The 19,534-nt window shown below is 44.6% G+C and carries 15 protein-coding genes; 1 reads left to right on the plus strand and 14 read right to left on the minus strand.

Going from position 1 to position 19,534, the window contains the following annotated elements; all coding sequences use genetic code 11:
- Positions 1-4: 4 nt before the first annotated feature.
- The 10 genes from DXA57_RS04685 to DXA57_RS04730 all read right to left on the minus strand — a co-directional run bounded on the left by DXA57_RS04685 (position 5) and on the right by DXA57_RS04730 (position 11,308).
- Positions 5-655, minus strand: coding sequence for an ABC transporter ATP-binding protein (locus tag DXA57_RS04685; protein ID WP_117765131.1), 651 nt, complete (start codon positions 653-655; stop codon positions 5-7).
- A gap of 10 nt (positions 656-665) precedes the next feature.
- Positions 666-1,505 (minus strand): hypothetical protein, encoded by an 840-nt coding sequence (locus tag DXA57_RS04690; protein ID WP_117765133.1) that lies wholly within the window; start codon positions 1,503-1,505, stop codon positions 666-668.
- Positions 1,506-2,273 (minus strand): hypothetical protein, encoded by a 768-nt coding sequence (locus tag DXA57_RS04695; protein WP_117765135.1) that lies wholly within the window; start codon positions 2,271-2,273, stop codon positions 1,506-1,508.
- Positions 2,260-3,420, minus strand: a complete 1,161-nt coding sequence (locus DXA57_RS04700; RefSeq protein ID WP_117765137.1) for a hypothetical protein — start codon at positions 3,418-3,420, stop codon at positions 2,260-2,262. Before DXA57_RS04700 ends, DXA57_RS04695 begins: the two co-directional genes overlap by 14 nt.
- A 78-nt stretch (positions 3,421-3,498) precedes the next feature.
- A complete protein-coding gene (locus tag DXA57_RS04705) occupies positions 3,499-3,768 on the minus strand; it encodes a hypothetical protein (RefSeq protein WP_117765139.1) in 270 nt (89 codons plus the stop codon).
- Between the two features lie 135 nt (positions 3,769-3,903).
- Entirely contained in the window at positions 3,904-5,199 is a 1,296-nt protein-coding gene (locus tag DXA57_RS04710; RefSeq protein ID WP_158571233.1) for a sensor histidine kinase, read from the minus strand.
- Positions 5,192-5,929, minus strand: a complete 738-nt coding sequence (locus DXA57_RS04715) for a LytR/AlgR family response regulator transcription factor (RefSeq protein ID WP_117765143.1) — start codon at positions 5,927-5,929, stop codon at positions 5,192-5,194. Before DXA57_RS04715 ends, DXA57_RS04710 begins: the two co-directional genes overlap by 8 nt.
- A gap of 15 nt (positions 5,930-5,944) precedes the next feature.
- The gene (locus DXA57_RS04720) at positions 5,945-8,926 is read right to left on the minus strand and encodes a diguanylate cyclase domain-containing protein (RefSeq protein ID WP_117765145.1); all 2,982 of its coding nucleotides are present in this window, start codon (positions 8,924-8,926) and stop codon (positions 5,945-5,947) included.
- On the minus strand, positions 8,926-10,299 hold the full coding sequence (locus DXA57_RS04725; protein WP_117765147.1) for an MATE family efflux transporter: 1,374 nt from the start codon (positions 10,297-10,299) through the stop codon (positions 8,926-8,928). Before DXA57_RS04725 ends, DXA57_RS04720 begins: the two co-directional genes overlap by 1 nt.
- 10 nt (positions 10,300-10,309) lie before the next feature.
- Positions 10,310-11,308 carry a dipeptidase gene (locus tag DXA57_RS04730; RefSeq protein WP_117765149.1) on the minus strand — a complete coding sequence of 333 codons (999 nt, stop codon included), beginning with the start codon at positions 11,306-11,308 and terminating at the stop codon, positions 10,310-10,312.
- A 171-nt stretch (positions 11,309-11,479) separates the two neighbouring features.
- Here DXA57_RS04730 and DXA57_RS04735 point away from each other — a divergent pair, with 171 nt between their 5' ends.
- Entirely contained in the window at positions 11,480-11,863 is a 384-nt protein-coding gene (locus DXA57_RS04735; RefSeq protein ID WP_117765151.1) for an ArsR/SmtB family transcription factor, read from the plus strand.
- A 65-nt stretch (positions 11,864-11,928) separates the two neighbouring features.
- On the opposite strand, the gene DXA57_RS04740 is transcribed toward DXA57_RS04735, so the two are convergent.
- From DXA57_RS04740 to argS, 4 genes are all read right to left on the minus strand, one after another.
- Positions 11,929-12,549 carry a CPBP family intramembrane glutamic endopeptidase gene (locus tag DXA57_RS04740; RefSeq protein ID WP_158571234.1) on the minus strand — a complete coding sequence of 207 codons (621 nt, stop codon included), beginning with the start codon at positions 12,547-12,549 and terminating at the stop codon, positions 11,929-11,931.
- A gap of 57 nt (positions 12,550-12,606) precedes the next feature.
- Positions 12,607-15,990 (minus strand): hypothetical protein, encoded by a 3,384-nt coding sequence (locus DXA57_RS04745; protein ID WP_117765155.1) that lies wholly within the window; start codon positions 15,988-15,990, stop codon positions 12,607-12,609.
- A 29-nt stretch (positions 15,991-16,019) separates the two neighbouring features.
- Positions 16,020-17,510, minus strand: coding sequence for a serine/threonine protein kinase (locus DXA57_RS04750; RefSeq protein ID WP_117765157.1), 1,491 nt, complete (start codon positions 17,508-17,510; stop codon positions 16,020-16,022).
- A 199-nt stretch (positions 17,511-17,709) separates the two neighbouring features.
- Positions 17,710-19,476, minus strand: coding sequence for an arginine--tRNA ligase (argS, locus tag DXA57_RS04755; protein WP_117765159.1), 1,767 nt, complete (start codon positions 19,474-19,476; stop codon positions 17,710-17,712).
- Positions 19,477-19,534: the final 58 nt, after the last annotated feature.

Genomic DNA, 19,534 nt, shown 5'->3' on the forward strand with positions numbered 1-19,534 from the left:
ACTTTTATCTAATCTTGTTTAATTTTCCTTTTTCCATTTCATACACTTCATCACAAAGAATATCTATATCATCTTTATTATGACTTGCCAAAATCATAAGTGTCCCTTGCTGTTTTAATTCTAGAAACAATTCTCGCATCTCTTTTACGCCCTCTTTATCCAACCCGTTAAATGGTTCATCCAAAATCAAAATTTCCGGTTTCTCCATAATTGCCTGTGCAATAGCCAAACGTTGTTTCATTCCCATAGAATATTTCCCTACTCTTTTTGCTGATTCCGGATTTAAGTCAACTTTTTCCAAAACCTCGTACAGCCATTTTTTGTCAACTTTATTTCTTATCATATAGAGACATTTCAGATTCTGATAAGCACTCTTTCTCTCTAAAAAGGAAGGTTCCTCAATAATGATTCCTGCATTATTTAACAGATCTGTCGTCTGGTGCATACAATCCTGATTAATCCATATTTCACCAGCATCCGTTTTCAGAAAACCACAGATACATTTAAAAAGAACCGTTTTTCCAGATCCATTATAACCAACAATTCCATAAATTTTTCCACTTTCCATCTCAAGTGAAATCTTATCTAGTATCTTATTTTTTCCAAAACTCTTTTCTATTTCTTTTATTCTGATAGAAACTTTTGTATTTTCCATATGGCACCCTCTATTCCCGATTATCTGCAATCCAGTTAATATCGACATTTCTTATCTTTAAAATAATAAGAATCCCTGTCGTTACACATATAATTCCGAACCCACATAACATATAGGTAACTGTTGGCATTCTCATAATTTTTCCGCTGAAAAAAATTCCTGTTCTCATCCAGGAAAGAGGAGAAATATAATTCCATGGAATATCAAGAAAATATTCTCCCATTCCCGGGAGCACGATAAGGAGTCCTCCGGTCAGAGCCCCTGCTGTTCTCGACATCAGCAAGGAAATACCATAAACCAACATCCCCATGCAAGCAATTGCCAAAGCCCCATTGATATAAGTCAGACCAAAAAGTTCCCATGGTTTCAATTCCAATATTGTTCCATAATTTACAGCAAAGGCCTGCCCTGTCTGTACTCCTGCATTTGTCATAGAAAGCGTCCCCAACACTTTCCCCCAGTTATTTCCCACACTCAGAACAGGAAATAATAAGATCACACATAAAACACTTTCTATTGTTATCAGAAGAAAGCCAGCTAGCATAAGATATAAACAATTATAAAAAGCCCATTTTTTCCTGCCCAAACGAATCATATAAAACATTTGATTCCTTCCAAAAAACGGAATATCAGAGAAAAAATACAGTACACTCAGCAAAAAAACAGAAAGATAATAAACATCAGACAGTAAAAAACCAATTACCCCCGCCTCTACCTGATAACCTGTATTTTCCGCCATTTTTCTTAAAGGAGCTAAATAAATATCCATAAAAAACAGATTCAGCAAAATAAACACTATTGTTTTCATTTTCCAGATTCTTTCGCGAAAAATTACTGCAAAATATTTCATCTACCTGCGCCTCTCTTCCCTTTTCATCAAAATCTCTGCCCATATTCCTGTGAAGATCAAACTTACTGTACTGAAAAAGAATGCATAAAAGAAATCCAGCCATTCGTTTCCCCATACCTCATAAAAAATACTGTACACTGCATATAAATTCATATAAGAAGGAAACGAGAACCAATTAGATATGTAATTCACAAAAAAATAGTAAAACATCATTGGAAAGGTCATTGTAAACATCTTATTTTTCAGACATAAAGAAAATGCTGCTGTTACTGCACATAATGTTCCTCTCAGAAGACTTTCTCTTACAAGTGCTTCTACAAGAAAAAGCCAACCCACTCCTTTTTCCAAAAAGAAACTGTTATAATTACCGTTTAAAAATACTGGATACTTCAAACTTTCAATCCAGAAAAACAATAAAACTCCAAAAAAACCCACTAAAAATCCACTTGTAAAACTGCTTATAATCTTAGACCATACATAATTTTTGCAATTTCCACGAATCAGTTCCGGATAGAAAAAACGTTTTTCTGCATCTTCGCAAAAGCATCCCCCGTAAGGAATCACACAAAAAACAAACAGCAATAAATAGGATCTCTGCATTTTCAACATATCATAAATATAAACAACATCTGTCCGAAAATGTAACTGTGTTCTCTCCATCAATAAAAGAAACAGCGTAATCCCAAATACCGTCAAAAAAAATGTTTTATTTACAAAGGCACGGAAAAAATCCATTTTTAAATAATGTGTATTTTTATATCTTTGCACCAATCTGCTCCTTTCCCGTCTCCGCATCAAAAACATGTTGAATTTCCTTACCGGATTCATTTTGCTTTCCAGTTAAGATCCATACTGGTCTTGCCGCCTCCTTATTCAATTCCGGCATCCAATACAATTTTATTTTTGTAATTGTTACGGTATCGTTCATAATCAAAAGATCATATTTCTTTTGTAAATTTTCAAATATCGTTTCCAATGATTCCAGTTTTACATATTCTGAATTTGTTTCTATTGTATAAAGACTCCCTGCCATAATATAGCCCAATCCTGATTTCCCCCATCTGGCCTGCATGGATGCATTATAATCAATCGCATCCATATATATTCCATAAAGAGGCACATAGAGAGGAATCCCTTGGCTTTCTTGACTTGTACAAAAATAGTATGCATTATCTGCTTCTGTCCAATTTTTCGGTTGAATATTCCCCTGATTCACCTGCTGTTCTTCTTCTCCTGCCAAAGTTTCATAATCCAGATAATAAGTTGTATGCTCGTCATTAATGGAAATTCCCAAGGACTCTCCAAATTCTGCAAATTTTTTATATATTTCTTCCTCTGTTGCAAAAGGAAATTCCTGCGGCTTTTGATATTTTTCACCATTGTAATCCAGATCATTGGCCAGTCGAAAAGCTGCTTCATAATGTGAAGTCACTTGCGTTCTGTAAAAAAGACTGCTATCTTCCGCCGACTGGCTCACGGACATATGATTTCCTTCCGTACTGTTACAAAAATAATCACAAACTATTTCATTTTTATAATTTCTATCCTCTCTCTCTTCTATCTCACCAAATTTTTCTCCAGAAACTTCTTCCAATTTTTCTTTCACTTTTTCTGGATCTAAACTTAATAGCTTCGTTTTTATAGAAAGTAGACCATTTTCACGAACTTCGGCTGATACTATTACATCTGCATTTATTTGAATTATATCACTATATTTTTCCTCTATATGAAATGGCAGGCTGTCAAAAAGATCTCTTTTATTCCCTTCATTCTGACTAATCTCCGATGCATCTTTTGATTCTACTTGGTCCGATACTTCTTCTGATAATTTCTCTTCTTTTGTATTATTGCTGCATCCGATCAAACTCCAGCATACGAATACTAAAAAACAGCTTTTCCATTTTCTAAATTTCATACAAACCTGCCCTCCTCTATTCTAATTTTTCAAAAGGCGCACACGCCTTTTCAGCAATGTGCGCCTTTCCCTTACATCTTACGGCGTAAAGCGTCCCTCTACATGAATAGCCGGTCCAGATGAAACCGCTGCGTCATAAGTCCCATACAAATAGTAATATTCCTCTTCTGGTGGCGTAATATAATATTGTCCTGTATGTGTTACATTTGTATTTGCCTTTGTCAGTCCAATATCCACTCCATACTGGCTATGTGTTTTTAGTCTAAAGCTTGCTGCAAAGTACCTTACATTATTGCTAAAATACGTTGGTGTAACATATTTTTTTATCATTTGTCCTATTTTTTTCATTTAATTAGGCCTCCTCCATTCATTTTTCTGTATATTACCACATAATTTCTTTCTGTGCCGGATCATGTAATTATCCCGGTGTTTCATGTAACTTTTCCCTTAAGTGCCCATAAAAAAAGAACCATTGACCTTTCGTCAACAGCTCTTTTCCTCTCTGATTACAATAACCAGAGAAAATATTTTGTTTTCCGTATGGATATCCATAAACCCGTGATACTTTTTTACCGTTTCGCGGATGGAATAGAGGCCGATTCCATGATATTCGGAATTGTTTTTCGATGAGAGGAAGGTTCCCTTGGAATCTTTTCGCGGTTCTTCCGCATAGCGGTTTCTGATTCCAATGCGAAGATCCCCATTTTTGTAGACAAGGGAAAGTTCTATCAGGCGTCCTTCTTCCCGGGGGACTTTTTCTGAGGCTTCCAGAGCGTTTTCCAGTGCATTTCCAAGGATCACATATAAATCTGCACCGGAAATATTTAACTTGTAAGGGATTTCCAACCGTAATTTCATCTGTATCTTTGCCTTTACAGCCCGCTCATAGGCCTGATTCAGCAAACCATCCAGCAAAAGATTTCCACTGTTTGCGAGATCACTCTTTCCCATTCCGGAACCGTTTGACAGCTCATCTATGTAAGAAATAATGCCATCCGTGTCTTTTTCCTCCGCAAGTTCCCGCACCGCCGATAAATGCAGTTTCATGTCATGCCGGAACTGCCGGATTTTCCTCGTTGTCTCTTCCCGTTCTGCAATCTGTTTTTCGTAGAGATCCACCATTTGCTGATAAATCAGATTTCTTTTTTCCACTTTTGCTTTTTCTTTGATCTTGTCATAAATCCGGAACTGAAAAATATTCATGGGAATCAGCAACAGGCTCACAACTGTTATCCCCAACCGCAGGCTACGGTTCGTGCAGGTCTGGCATAAAACAAAGATACAAAACATCAGGATGATACTGACGACCGGAAAGACCAGCAGGGCCGCCCCTTCTTTTCTCTCCACAGGGATGTCATTTTTCTTCACATAAAAATACTGAATGATTTTTTCTAGTAGAAAAATGACCAGTCTGGTCAGGATTGCTCCCAGAAGAAACTGCTCTTGATAAGAGATTCCAAACACTCCAAAAACCAGTCCGACAATCGCTTCATCCAGCATCCAGACTGCCACAAAAATAACATTCACAAAAGTTTTTCTGGAAAAGGCACCTTCAAAAAAGGTGATCGCAATCAGCTCATAAGTCAAAGCCCCGTAGAAAATATTCAAATATGGCGGCATAAAACCAAGATCAGAAAAAGTCCCCACCAGACAGAAGAGAAGATTCCAGATCCAGACCTTTTTCCCCAGGTTTCTTTTATCCAGAAAAACATCAAAAAAACCTTTTATGACCGGTAGGGTACAACATTCCATAAAAAAATAAATCAGCAGTTCACTCATAGAAAAGCTCCTTTCGCAAAAGCCCGCCATATTTCTGCTCTGCCGCCTTTCGTCGGTCTTCACTGATCGGAAGGCATTTTCCATTCGATAATTCCAGCTCCGTATTGCCGAACTGCTTTATATAGTTGTAATTAACCAGATACGACTGATGGATCCGCAGGAAAGGAACCGCCGCTTCTTTCAGCTGCTTCTCCACTTCATTCAGTTTCCCATAAAAGCTTCCTTCCGTTCCATCTTTCTTATAAAGCCGGATGCTTCGCTTCTGGCTCTCAAAGTACACAATATCACTTAACAACACCTTGAAAAACTGTCTGTCATAGGAATAAGAAAAAAAGAGTTCTTCCTGCTGGAGCTGAATTTTTTCCACCGCATTTCTGAAATACGCTTCAAATTTTTCAGAATCGATCGGTTTGCTTAAAAAACGGAAGGTATCCACCTCAAACAGTTCCTTCAGATAGCTTTCATGATTGGATATATAGATCAGAACCGCATTGGGATGATCTTTACGAAATTCCCTTGCCAGGGACAAACCGTCCAGCTGCTCCATCTCGATATCCAGATATAAAAGATCAAATTCCACCCCTCTTCTGATATCATTAAGCAGAAAAGCTCCATCGGAATAAGTCTCGATCCTGACCTTACTATTTCCTTTTGCTGACAGTTCAAGCAGCATCTCTTCGATCGTCATTATGGTATTTTTATCATCATCACAGACTGCTATCCGAATCATCTTCTCTCCCCCTGTCTATCCCCTCGTTTCATAAAAAACACAGCGTCCCCGCCCACTCTCTTTTGCCTGATAAAGGGCTTTGTCTGCCAGTTCATAGAGTTGGTTAAAGGTGATCTCCGGTTCTGCAAAAGCAACACCCATGGACAGTCCGCTGCCGCCTTCGACCGCTTTCAGAGTCAGATTGATCTTATCGAAGATCATCCGTACCCGCTCCTGGATCTTTTCTTCGCTGACATCCGGTTGAAACAGAAGCGCAGCCGCAAACTCGTCTCCTCCCATACGGCAGGCACGATCCTCTTTTCTGAGTGCCGCTTCCAGAGTCTGTGCCATCAGGATCAGATATTTATCTCCATTGTGATGACCGTAGGTATCGTTATACTCCTTAAAATGATCCATATCCATCATCAGCATCACGATCCTGCATTTTCCCTGGAGAAGCTTCAGTTCCAGATCACTGCGGAAAGCCGCATGGTTCAGAAGCCCGGTCAAGGAATCCTTTCGATAAGTCCTCTCCCAGTAATGCAGACGGATCTTGGCCCGGTTCTGCTCCGCATCCAGCAAGCGCTTCATGGAATACGTTTGCCTGATATCCGCAATCGTGATCTCAGAACGCTGAGAGCGGGCAGCAGAATCATAGTAAACCCTGCCATAACAGAAGACAAAACTATCCGTTCCGTCTTTCCGCCGGATCTTATGTTCCAGATAAACCACCGGGCACTTTGCCAGCTCTGCATTTACTTTACAAAGATACTCGGTCCTTTCTTCCTCCGGTATCAGATCAACCTGAAAGAACTGCTTTTTCCGGATATCATCTTTGCTGTAACCGGTGATCGTTTCAAAAGCATCATCCACAGACAGGATCTTCATGTCTTCATCCAGTCGATAGCTGCTGTAAAAGACAGAATGAACCTCATTTTCCGTTTTTTCCACCTCCGCCAAAAGGCTCCGCATTTCCTCTTTTTCCTTCTGGATATCGTTTTCAGCAGACGGTTTCTCCACGTCTTCTTTTTCCTTTAAAAGCTGCAGAAATTCTGCTACGATGTATGGATCAAACTGAGTTCCTGCACATCTTCTGAGTTCTTTCCGTGCAGCAGAAACAGACATAGCCGGTCGGTAAGACCGGTCATTTGTCATGGCATCATATGCATCCACCACCGCGATCACCCTGGATAAAAGCGGAATGCTTTCCCTTGACAGACCATCCGGATATCCTTTTCCGTCCCACCGTTCATGATGATGGAAAATTTCTTCCGCAATCTCTTTTAATTCATAGTTACTGTTTGCGATCTCGTATCCTTTTCTGGCATGGGACTGCAGGATTTTCCACTCTTCATCAGAAAGCTTTCCCGGCTTGTTTAAAATTTCCAGAGGAACCCCTATTTTTCCGATATCATGCAAAAGACAGAGCAGGGAGAGCTTGCTTTGCTGGATGTCGGTAAGTCCGATCCTTTTTCCCAGCTCTGCTCCCATCTGCTGGGTGCGGCGCACATGATGCTCTGTATCACTGTCACATTCCTGAAGCGCCCGGATCAGGGAATTGAGCATTTCTGAATGGACTGCTTCCAGATCCAGCAGTTTTTTTGCACGCATGGCGACTGCCGTCTCTTTTATCGCCTGCAGGATATCGGATTTTTCATCTGAAACCACCGTGACCGCATATTGAAACTTTCCCGAAAAATTTTCTTTCATTTTCGCTATGCAGCTTTTCATTTCCTCTTCGCTGCTGTGACTGCATAAGGCGATCAGTGCCGCCTCTGTTCCACGCACATAATACGTCTGTTTCGGAAAACATTTTCTCATACTTTCTGCCAGCTGCCGGATCTTCTGGTCCCCCGACTGTGTTCCCATGGTGCTGTTGATAACAGACAGCCCATTGATATCACACATGGCGATCCCTGTAGAAGGAGGAAAGGAATCCTTTCTTTCCTTCACAAAACGCTGGAAACTTTCCCATTCCTGGAAACCGGTGAGAAGATCTGTCTCCAGTGCTGCATCGGAAAATACAAACAGCTGTCCCAAATGCTGTCCTTTTTCATTCTTCAGTCTGCGAATGTCACATCGGAGCGGCCGTTCTTCTTCACCGTCCTTTACATAAAACTGAAGAGAACTGCTTTCGTTTTCCTCCAGATGGAGTTCCATCTGATAGTGCTCCAGGAAATCCTGCAAAGCGATCCCATCCTTTTCCTGCATCTTTCCAAGCAGATCTTCTGCTCTTTTATTATGCAGGATCAGCCGGTCTTCATAATCAAACAGTACGATCCCCTGACCGATGTTTTCAAAAATACTGTTTTTCAGAGAATTCAGCATCCCATGCGTAGAATAATCGAAACAGCTCCAGTACAAAAGGAACGATGTCAGGCTGTATGCACAGATGGAATAATCCAGAAGATTATAAACGGATTCACCAGGTAAAAATAAAAACACGGCGTTCACCAATACAATACCCGCAATTCCCAGAATCACATACTTATACTGTGACCGGTATTCTCTGGGCGTCTGCCACATTTTTTTTAACAGCAGAAGCAGGACGACCGCAACCATGGCATAGGAAAAAAGCAGGTGCATCCAGTAAAGAGGCAGCATCTGATAAGCATAGTGTGCGATCTGTGTATTTCTTTTCACATAATGAACCGCGATTTCACAAAACGGATTAATGGAAAAAACGATCACCTCAAAAACGGCATAGAATACCGCCAGACGCATTGCTTTTTTCCCCCAGTTCACAAAGCTTCCTTTTGTAAAATACACGGTAAAAGCCACAAGATTCAACAACATAAAATCTATGTTTATAAAATAAATGCTGGACGTCACTGACATGCAAAAATAACTGCTGTTTAAAATACTGATGAGATAACTCAGATCAACGATGGCAGCTCCGATGCAGGCAAGCCCCAGATAACGCCCAGTCGTCCGGTTTTTCCGTATGGATAATACTCCCAGATACAGATCCATAAGTGCGATCAAGATCGATAACAGAATATAAGCATCCAAAAACATTACAACTCTCCCTCGTTTATACGGATATTTTTCGCAGGAAGGCTGTGTATCTGCTTCTGATAAGCAATGACCAGAAGCACGGCTGCTCCTGTCCAGGCTGCCACCTCAGCAAAATAAATTCCATATTCTCCAACAAACCGCGGCAGAAAAACGGCTGTCAGCAGTCTCATGGTAAGCTCTACAAAACCGGAGATTAACGGAATGATGGTATTTCCCATTCCCTGCAGGGCCGAACGGTAAATATGCAGGCAATAAAGGATCACCAGAAACAAAGAAAGCACCACCAGATAATGGTAAGCATAGTTCAGCACTTCACCTGCGTCCGGACTGGAATGATCCACAAAAAGCCCTGTGATCTTCCTGCCGAGAAGGAGCATCACCATACTGATCACCACAGAGATCACTGCCGCCATGGCAGCACCTTTTCGTACACCGATTTTAATGCGTTCATGTTCTCCTGCTCCCAGATTCTGTCCTGCATAAGTAGAAACCGCAAATCCCATGGAAACGGCTGCGATCTCCAGGAGTCCGTAAAGCTTGTTGGTCGCCGTAAAGCCTGCCACAAACACCACACCAAAGCCATTGACGATCGACTGAAGGATCATGCCGCCAATGGAAATGATCATATTCTGGACAGCCATAGGCATACCCAGACAGAAAAGTTCTTTCGCCTGCTCCGGTTTCACGGAAAAATCATCCCGGCAAAGACGAAGGAGAGAAACCTTCCGCATCCTCGAAAAACAGTAAACGCAGGAAATCCCCTGCGCGATCAGCGTTGCTGCCGCCGCACCTGCGATCCCCCAGTGGAAAACTGCCACAAAAAGAAGATCCAGTACTACATTACTGGAAGAAGCCACTCCCATGGCGATCAATGGCGTCGTACTGTCTCCTATGGCCCGGAGTACAGAGGACATCCAGTTATAGATCATCACAATGAGGATCCCACTGAACATAATGGATACATAAAGAAGCGCATCGCCAAGGATCTCTTCTCTCGTTCCCATAAGACGCAGCACAGGAGCTGCAGAGAGCAGAAAGACAACTGTCACCACGATCGCAGAAAGCACTGCCAGGATCAGAGAGACTCCCACTGTCTTTTTCATTTTTTCGTACTCTTTTGCTCCGAACTGCTGGGCGATCATGATCGAAAAGCCCTGGCTTAAGCCGGAGCAGATCCCAAGGCTCATCCAGTTAAACCAGTCCACCGAGCCCAGGGCCGCCAGCGCATGCACTCCCACCAGCTGGCCAACAACCGCCGTATCTACCATGGTATATGTCTGCTGAAATATATTTCCAAGCATCAACGGCAGTGCAAACTGAAGCAGAAGTCTGCCGGGATGCCCTTTTGTCATATCTTTTGCCTGTGTTTTCATTGCTGCCCCCTTACTTCAGGATCTCCTGATAAACTCTCAGGACGTTTCCGCTGAAGATTTTCTCGATCTCACTCTCATGGAAGCCTTTCTTTTTCAGTGCAGGTACCAGCCGCTGAACAAAGGACACATCCGGAATGGCCGGATTCGGATCGATCCCGTCCATATCACCGCCAAGTGCACAGACCTCCACACCTCCGATATCTGCTGTATGGCGGACATGCTCTGCCATCACGCCAAGGAGCTGCTCCGTATCCATCTGTTTTGCTTCCCAGCTCAGGAAATCCATACAGTAATTGAGACCGCAGACACCGCCTCGCTCTCCCAGCGCTTTTATCATTTCATCTGTCAGGTTCCGGCAGACATTCTGCACGGAGGCAGCATTGGAATGACTGGCCACAAAAGGCTTCGCCGTATGCCGGTACACATCCCAGAAACCTCCGTCAGAAAGATGAGAAACATCCACGATCATTCCCAAACGTTCCATCTCCTGGATCATCTCGATCCCAAAAGGCGTCAGGCCTTTTTCTGTCCGAAGTTCTATGCCTTTTCCGGTCTTCTCACATTCGGGATGCATATTCGGACAGCCGATCTGATTGGCAAAATTCCAGGTCAGTGCGATCATCCGCACACCTAAACGATAAAAATCTCTCAGATAGGAAAGTTTTCCAAGCACTGTTTCCCCTTCTTCGATGGTCAGAAGAGCACTCATTTTCCCTGCTTCCCTGTTTTTCACAATATCCTGGAAAGAAAATACCGGTGCGATCAGACTGCTGTTTTTCTCCAGTTCACAGTAATAGAGATCTGCCATTTCCATTGCCGTTTTAAAGGGATCTTCTACTTCGCCAAATGGCACGAACATGGCAAAATTCTGTAAAAGATACTCTCCCTTTTTCATTTTTTTCAAATCTACCTGAAAGGAATTTTCAAGAAGTCCCTCTTTTGTTTCCCCTTTTTCTCCAGAAAAATAAAACCGTCCGATGGTGTCACAATGCATATCTACAACATTCATTTTTCTTCTCCTTGTTTTCGCGGTTATTCGTAACTGTAAAGGTATGGAACAGTTACAGCTGTTCTTTTTATTTTAGCATACTGCCTGAAAAAGGGCAATGAATCATCTCTTTACAGAATCCCTTTTTTTTCTTATAATAAAAACAGTTGCAGCTTTGAAAGGAGGATTTCCATGGCAGCAAAAGAAGAACTCCAGGATGATGTTCCAAGATGTGAATTTATCCATGCTCATCCTGAAACCATAAAAGCAGTGCAGGAAAGTATGCCTGCAGAAGAAGAACTATACGACTTGTCTGAACTTTTTAAGATCTTTGCCGACTCCACCAGGATCCGTATTCTCTATGTTCTCCTGGAACATGAAATGTGTGTCTGTGATCTGGCACAGCTTCTGAATATGACGCAGAGCGCCATTTCCCACCAGCTCCGGATTTTAAAACAGAGCCGTCTTGTAAAATTCCGCCGGGAAGGGAAAACCATCTTTTATTCTCTCCTTGATGAACATGTCCACAGCATCTTAAGCCAGGGCATGGAACATGTTACCGAATCCGGCTCATAATACTGCTAAAAGAAGAAACGGCCACTCAGACAGATTCTGATGGCCGCTTCTTTTTTGATCCATACTTATGCATTTCTTACTGTTTCCAGAATCCCCAGAAGATTGGCTCCGACATGAATGAGTACCGGTGCCAGAAGACAGCCCCAGCGTTCATAAGCCCAGGCCAGAAGAAGTCCCATGGGAAACGCATAAACGATCTGTATCACATTCCCATGATAAAATGCAAAAAAGCCTGCGCTGACTGCTGCTGCCGCCCACCAGGAAAAACGACGTCTCAGCTTTCCGTACACCAGTCCGCGAAAGATCACTTCTTCCACAAAAGGAACAAAAATCCCGATTCCGATCACCTGGATCAGCAGATCACTCTGGAAAAGAGCTTCCTGAAAAGCATTGGAAAAATGTTCCGTCAGATGAATGGCTCTCAAAAGGAAGGAAAACAGGAGATTTCCGGCCATTCCGAGAAAGGGCAGCACCCATAAAGAACGGAAGGTATAGCTTCCCTTTGACCGCGGTTCTTTTTTATACAGCCGCCACAAAAGAGGAAATGCCGCAAGAGCCGCCAGCGTTGTCTGTGCTGCCGCATCCAGATCATTCCCGGTAAGCATCGCCGTCAAAAGCATGATCCCGTAGTGAAGGGCTACCGGAAAAATCACATCCAGCACTTGATAAGCAGATATTTTTTTCACTTTTGTAAATCCTTTCATTTTCTGCCTATCATATCACAAATTTCCCTAAAAATCCATTTACTGAAATTTCCGTATGATCCAGGAGACACCTCCCATCCATATCGTAAGAAGCCCTATGATCCATGCTCCTTTTTTCATCCCGGATTTTTCTTTCTCATCCTTCTCATTTTCTTCCGAAAAAAGTGTATCCGTAATGGTTTCCTCTCCATCTTCCTTCTTTTTCAGGTACCAGTCATCACCGGAACATGGTTCTCCTGCTTCTTCTCTCCATGCACTTTTGCTCACCTGTTTTTTTCTCAGCCATTCTGCCTGTTTTCTCCGGATCTGTTTTTTTATTGCTTCTCTTTTCTGAATGCTTTCTGTCTGCCTCTTCTGCCCCCAGACTTCTGTTTCTCTTTTTCCCGAATCTTCTGTTTTCTGTTTTTTTCCTTCCGCACCTACATAGACCCGATAGTTCTCTGACCAGCTTTCATTACCCGCCTGATCTACGGCAAAAATCCGGAAATCGGTGATTCCGTCTGAAAGCCTTACCACCACCTCTTCTTTCTCCTCCGTCGTCCAGAAGAGCCTTTTTCCATTTCTCCAGAGTTCCATATAAGCCAGTTTCCCGTTGTCTCTGGCCTGTATGGTAAACTCTGCCTCTCCTGCTTCCATCTCCTCCGAAAGCCCTGTCAAATAGCTTACAGGAGCGGTTTTATCCACACAGAACTCCAGAAAGGTGCTTTTCTCTCTGCTGTCGCTCTGGTTTCCTGCCTGATCCACGGACTGAAAAGCCAGGGTGTAAACGCCTTCCTCCAGAAAGCATTTCCGGAAGATCTGATACTGATAGATCCAGCGGTCTCCATCCTTGCGGATCGCGGTCTGATAGTCTCTCCCTTCCTGAAGGACCCGAAAGCTTCCATCTTTTACACAAACGATCGCTTTTGCCGAAAGCCGGTCTCTGTTTCGTTCTGTCACCAACAGATTCTCTGCCGAACGGATGTAGTAGGTCTTTCTGATCTGTTCGGCTGCCGAAGAAAGCATATAAGCAGAACCGGAACGGTTGATTCGGAAAGGCACCGTCTTTTTTACCTGATTTCCTGCCTGATCCTCTGCCTGTACGCAAAGCGTATAGTTTCCGTCAGCCAGCCGGCCTGTGGAAAAATCATAAGAAAGTGTCTGTTTGTTTTCTGCCGTTTCCTGTCCCGGTGTAAGCACAGTTTTTCCCTGCTGGTTTTTCACCTCGCAGACTGTTTTTTCTGAAAAAAGATGTTTGTCCTCTACAACAGCCTGAAACCTTTCCTCTTTCTGATAAGATTTTCCTTCCTCAAGCCCCCGGACCGAGATTCGGGGATCTGTACGGTCGATCACCACCGCAGCGGAATGGAGCTTCCTTTCATTTCCCACCCGGTCCCGAAGCCGGAAACGGACCTGCCAGATTCCTTCCTGGTCTACGCAGATGGCAGAACCCGGAGCATAAGTCGCATAACCCTGTTTTTTCCCTTTATTTTCAAGAGAGAGAATACAGTATTCCACCGTGTCCAGACCACTTTCTTCATCACGGATCTCTTCTGCGGAAAATGTGCAGTTTTTCCGAAAGATGCGGTTTCCTGCCACTCCTGTTTCTCCGGTAAGCTTTATATCCGGAGGTCTGTCATCGATGCGGTAGCGAAAGCCATTCTTTTCAGAATTTGCAAGAAGATTTCCAGCCCGGTCTCTCTGTTCCAGTGAAAAGACCCATTCTCCGTTTTCCGTCACGGCATCAGAAAAAGCGGTCTGATTAAATCCGCTTCCTTTATCCGGTCTGGCAAGAAGCACGCTTCCTTTTGATACCCAGAAGATCCCTTCCTTGTCATAAAAGCCTTTTCCATTCCGGACTTCCACCTGATAGGAAGGATTTTTTCCTTCCAGAAGAGTAATGGTTCCTTTTTTACAGAGCGAAAGATCAAAGTAATAATTTCCGGTAGGATTTCCGGAAACCGTTCCGTCTCCCCGGACAGACGGAACCAGTGCGCCCGCATAAGAACACCGTTCACCGTTCTGATACATCGGGCTGTCCGTCTGAATGACAGAACGGTCAAAATCGATCTCCGGAAGTTCAAACCCCGTCGGAACTTCAGATGTCGGACTTCCATCCTTCATAAATCCGCTGACCTGCACAGGCGCTCCCTCTGTGAATTCAAGTCCCTGGATGCTGAAAGGGGAACCATAGGTTTTCACTGCATCGCTGATCTGAATCGTCAATGGACGTTTCTTTATACGGACGGTCAGTTCTCCCTTAGGAAGCTCCAGTTGAAATTTCCCTGCATCTTTTCCCAGAAGAGCAGCTATCGGCCGGACTTTCCAGACACCTGCGTCAGCCGATTCCGCTTCTCCATGGATTTCCAGGTTCACATTTCCCTTCCCTTCCTGTCTGGTTTTCACAGAAAGAGGGATCCGACTTGTCCCATCGTAAATTTTCTCTCCACCGGAAAGATTTACCGTGATCTGTTCAACGATCAGCCGGCGCGGAGGTTCGGTCTCCGGTTCGGTTTCCGGTGGGACAGGCGATGGCTCGGTCGTCGGTGGCTCCGTTTCCGGGGCTTCCGTCGGCAATTCAGTCTCCGGTGGCTCCGTCTCCGGGGCTTCCGTTGGCAACTCCGTCTCCGGTGGCTCCGTTTCTGGGGTTTCCGTCTGCAGTTCAGTCTCCGGTGGCTCCGTTTCCGGGGCTTCCGTTGGCAATTCGGTCGCAGGTGGCTCCGTTTCTGCTTCCGTAGGCGGCTCCGTTTCCGGGGCTTCCGTCATTGTCTCTGTCCCGGTTTCTGTCTCTACAGGCTCTGTGCTGCATTCCGTCTGCGGTTCTGATTCGGTTTCCGACTCTGTTTCCATTTCCGTTTCCATCTCAGTTCCCGGCTCAGTCACGGCTTCCGTTTCCATCTCAGTTCCCGGTTCGGTCACGGCTTCTGTTGTTGATTCCGTCACAAGTTCGGATCCCTGTTCCGTCGCTTCCGTTATTTCCTCTGACTCTGGAACTTCCGTCCATACTTCCGTTTCTGATCCTGTTTCTGTTCCCGATTCCACCTCAGATCCCGGCTCCGTCATGACTTCTGTTTCCCCCGGCTCTGTCTCTTGCTCCGTCTGCTGCTCTTCGGCAGCTGTACTTTCCGCCTCGGACTCTGTCACCGTTTCTTCTTCAGACGCTGTCTCACCTTCACTGATTCTCTCTGTTTCGCTTTCTGTCTCGGTCTCTGTTTCGCTTTCTGATTCGCTCTCGGTTTCACTCTCGGTCTCACTTTCTGACTCAGGTTCCGTTTCGCACAGGATCTCCGTTTTCTCTTCCCCTTCTGTTTCTTCCATCTTTTCCTGATTTTCACTTCCTTTGCTCTCCAGAAAATAATTTTCTCCAAGAAAAGACAGGTTTTGCAGCGGTGCTCCCAGAAGTGCCGCTGTACAGGCCGCTGTCATCCACTTTTTATTTTTCATATATGTTCCGCCTCCTCGATCGCTCTTCTTCATTGACACACATCTGCTTCCGCTCCGCTGTTTCCGTAAATACTTCGAACACTCGCCTCGGCAGCAGAAAAAGCCTCTTCTTTTCCATCCGCCATATTTTTCAAAGCTTCGATCAGGACATTCACGCTTTCTTCTGAAACTCCGGCATTACGGAAATGCAAAAGTCCCTCATATGTCAATGCCAGTAGTTCCTCCTGAAGCCGCTCCCGTAAAACCAGCGGCACTTCATCCTGACTATTTCCTTCACAGCATTCCCGTATGGCATCAAAAAAACGGTTCCAGTCCATCTCTCCTTCCCCCGAAAGCTCCTGTCGTGTCTTTTTTTCACAGTATGCCCCCAGTTCCCGGTAAATTTCCGCTTTTTTCCGTTTATCCGTATCCAGTTCTCCCGCTAACGCCCGTTCAAACCAGATCCCGGCATAGCTCCTTCCTTCCGCCTGCTGAAAATAATACCAGTAGGCAATGCCGAGCTCATAAGCCAAAGCTCCGTAAGCCTCTTTTTCCAGCTTGGATCCGCATGCTTCCAGGGTCTCTTCCAGCAACTGGCTTTCTTCTCTTGTAAATTCCTGATCCAGAAGATCCATTTCCAATAATTTCCGATAAGCTGCTTCCCGACCGGGAAACAGACGGATCGCAGACACCAGCTCTTTTGTCCGGCTGCTCTCCATTAAGATTTGATATTGTTCTTCTGCCGCCTCACTCCGGCGGCGAAAATGACTGATACTCCCAAAAAACAGACAGAAAACCGCGAGCAGGGAAAACAAAAGGCTGATCCTCTTTCCTCTCCGGCAGACTTGATCAAGCCTTCGCCGCAGCTTCTGATCATTCAGAAAACGCTTCTCCCTGTCTGCTTCCATGCAGACATCCAGAAAACGCCGAAAACTCCTGCTTTCTTTTCCTCCGCTCAAAAAACGGAAGGTTTTCCCGCAACTGTAGAAATCACTGCGGATATCCATTTCCGATGTCCCATCCAGCTGCTCCGGGGCAGCAAAGATCCGTGTCCCGTATCGTTCCTTCTTTTTTCCTTCCGCAGTCAGGCAGGCGCCGAAATCCAGAAGGATCAGCTTTCCTTCCGGATCGATCATGAGGTTTGACGGCTTAATATCCCCATGGATCAAAGGCGGCGTCCGTGAATGAAGATAAGCCAGGATCTCCGCCAGCTGTTTCAGCCATTGCAGAAGCTCTTTTTCCGAAAAACGCCCCCTTTCCTGCTTCAGCTGTTCCAACGTTTTTCCTTCCAGATACTCCATGGCAATCCAGACACAGCCTTCTGCCAGAAAAATATCATAGATCTTTGGGAGTCCGGGATGTTCCAGGTGTCTGGCATAGTCCAGCTCTCCCCTGGGCCATTGCGCTTTCAGAGGAATCCTTTTCAAAGCCATAAGGGCGCAGGTTCTTTTATGCAGCACCAGCCAGACATCAGACTGACCGCCGGCTCCCAGCGTTTTCATCACCTGATAGGTTCCGCCGATCATGGTTCCCCTTTTCATCCTCCCACCTCCCTTTTTCTGTTTTTATTTTATCGCAATGCGTATGTTTTGTCCATTCGCAGACTGAACGAATCCTGCTGTTTTCAACCATTTGCATTTTTACATCCAGATAAAATATTTCGTGAATTTGCACAAAAAGCAAAAAAAGTACCCTACCCCGAAAAACGGGATAAGGTACCCAGACATAACACCCGGTTGCTTACATTCTCTCCGGTGCTGAGAAACCAAGAACATCGATGCATTTCTCAAGAACGTCTCTGGTCAGCTTCAGAAGAGCGATCCAGGAAGCTTTCTGCTCTTCCTTTTCCTCAGAAAGGATCTTTGTCTCATGGTAGAAACGGTTAAAGGCATTCGCAAGATCATAGATATAGGAGCAGATCTTGTGCGGTGCGATCTCATCAAACGCATTCTCCATCACGCTGTTGAAACGGGAAACCTCCAGCATCAGCGCTTTCTCACTGTCGTTGGCAGCCTTATGGATGGAAATTCCTTCCAGACTGTTTCCTGCCTGCTGATACTTATTCAGGATGGATTTGATCCGGACAATGGTATAAAGAATATAAGGACCGGTATTTCCCTCAAAGGAAGTGAAGCGGTCAAGGTCAAAGACATAGTCCTTGCTGGCCTGATTGGACAGGTCACCGTATTTGATAGCGGAAAGACCTACGATCTTCGCCGTTTCCTTTGCTTCTTCCGGATCGATCTCGTGGTTATCCATGATCTTATGATACATTTCCTCATCAATATCGCGGATCAGGTTCTCCAGACGCATGACGCCGCCCTCTCTTGTCTTGAAGGGCTTGCCGTCCTTTCCGTTCATGGTACCGAAGCCAAGGAAGGAAAGTCTGGTGTTCTCATCTACGATACCCGCTTTTCTCGCACAGCGGAATACCTGGATGAAGTGCATTTCCTGACGCTTATCCACAACGTAAAGGATCTCATCCGGCTGATAGTCCTCCATACGCTGGACGATGGTAGCCAGGTCTGTGGTGGTATAAAGGGATGCTCCGTCCGATTTCAGGATCATACAGGGCGGAACCTCTTTTGTATCGGTCTCTTCCTTGACATCCACGACCAGTGCTCCCTGATCTTCGTATGCCAGACCCTGTTCTTTCATTTTCTCCACCATCGCTGGAATGTACGGCTGCGCATCCGACTCACCCTTCCAGAGATCAAAGGAAACGTTCAGGTTTGCATAGTTTCTCTTCAGATCTGTCACGGAAACTTCCATGATGTGTTTCAGAATGGCCTGATAACCTCTGTGTCCGTGCTGCAGAAGGTAGGTTGCCTGCATGGCTGCTTCTTTGTATTCCGGATGTTCTTTTGAATAAGCACTGGCTGCAGGATAGATTTCCTCCAGCTCACCAATGGTAAAGGGAGCTTCCTTCGGATATTCTCCGGTATAGCTCTCATCAAAATAGACCAGCTCCGGTTTTCTCTTCTTCAGCTCTACAATGATCAGACCCATCTGCAGCCCCCAGTCACCAAGATGGACATCTCCAATGACTTCATGGCCCAGGAAACGTCCCATTCTCTTAATGCTTTCGCCAATGATGGCAGATCTTAAATGACCTACATGAAGAGGCTTTGCCACATTCGGCCCGCCGTAATCAATGATGATCTTTTTCGGTTCTTTTGCTTTTTCCACAGAAAGATTTTCATCTGCCTGCATCTTATCAAGATAAGAAGCAAGGAATTCCGGATCCAGCTTCAGGTTGATAAAGCCCGGATTCACTGCCTGGATATCAGAAAAGATCTCAGATCCGGAAAGAGCCTCTACGACCGCATTTGCGATCATGATGGGGGCTTTCTTATAGGTCTTGGCAGCTGCCATAGCTCCATTGCACTGATATTCGCATAAATCAGGCCGGTTGGACAGGGTAACTTTTGCAAATTTCTCGTCATAGCCTGCCTTCTGAAAAGCCTGGATCATTTCTTCTGTGATCAAATTCAGAATTTTCTGCATGTATTTCTCCTTTTCTTTTTGCTTGTTTTCCGTTCATGCGCACCGAATCGCCCGTATC

This window comes from Blautia sp. OF03-15BH (assembly GCF_003463065.1).
In the GTDB taxonomy this organism is placed as follows: Bacteria; Bacillota; Clostridia; order Lachnospirales; family Lachnospiraceae; genus Limivivens.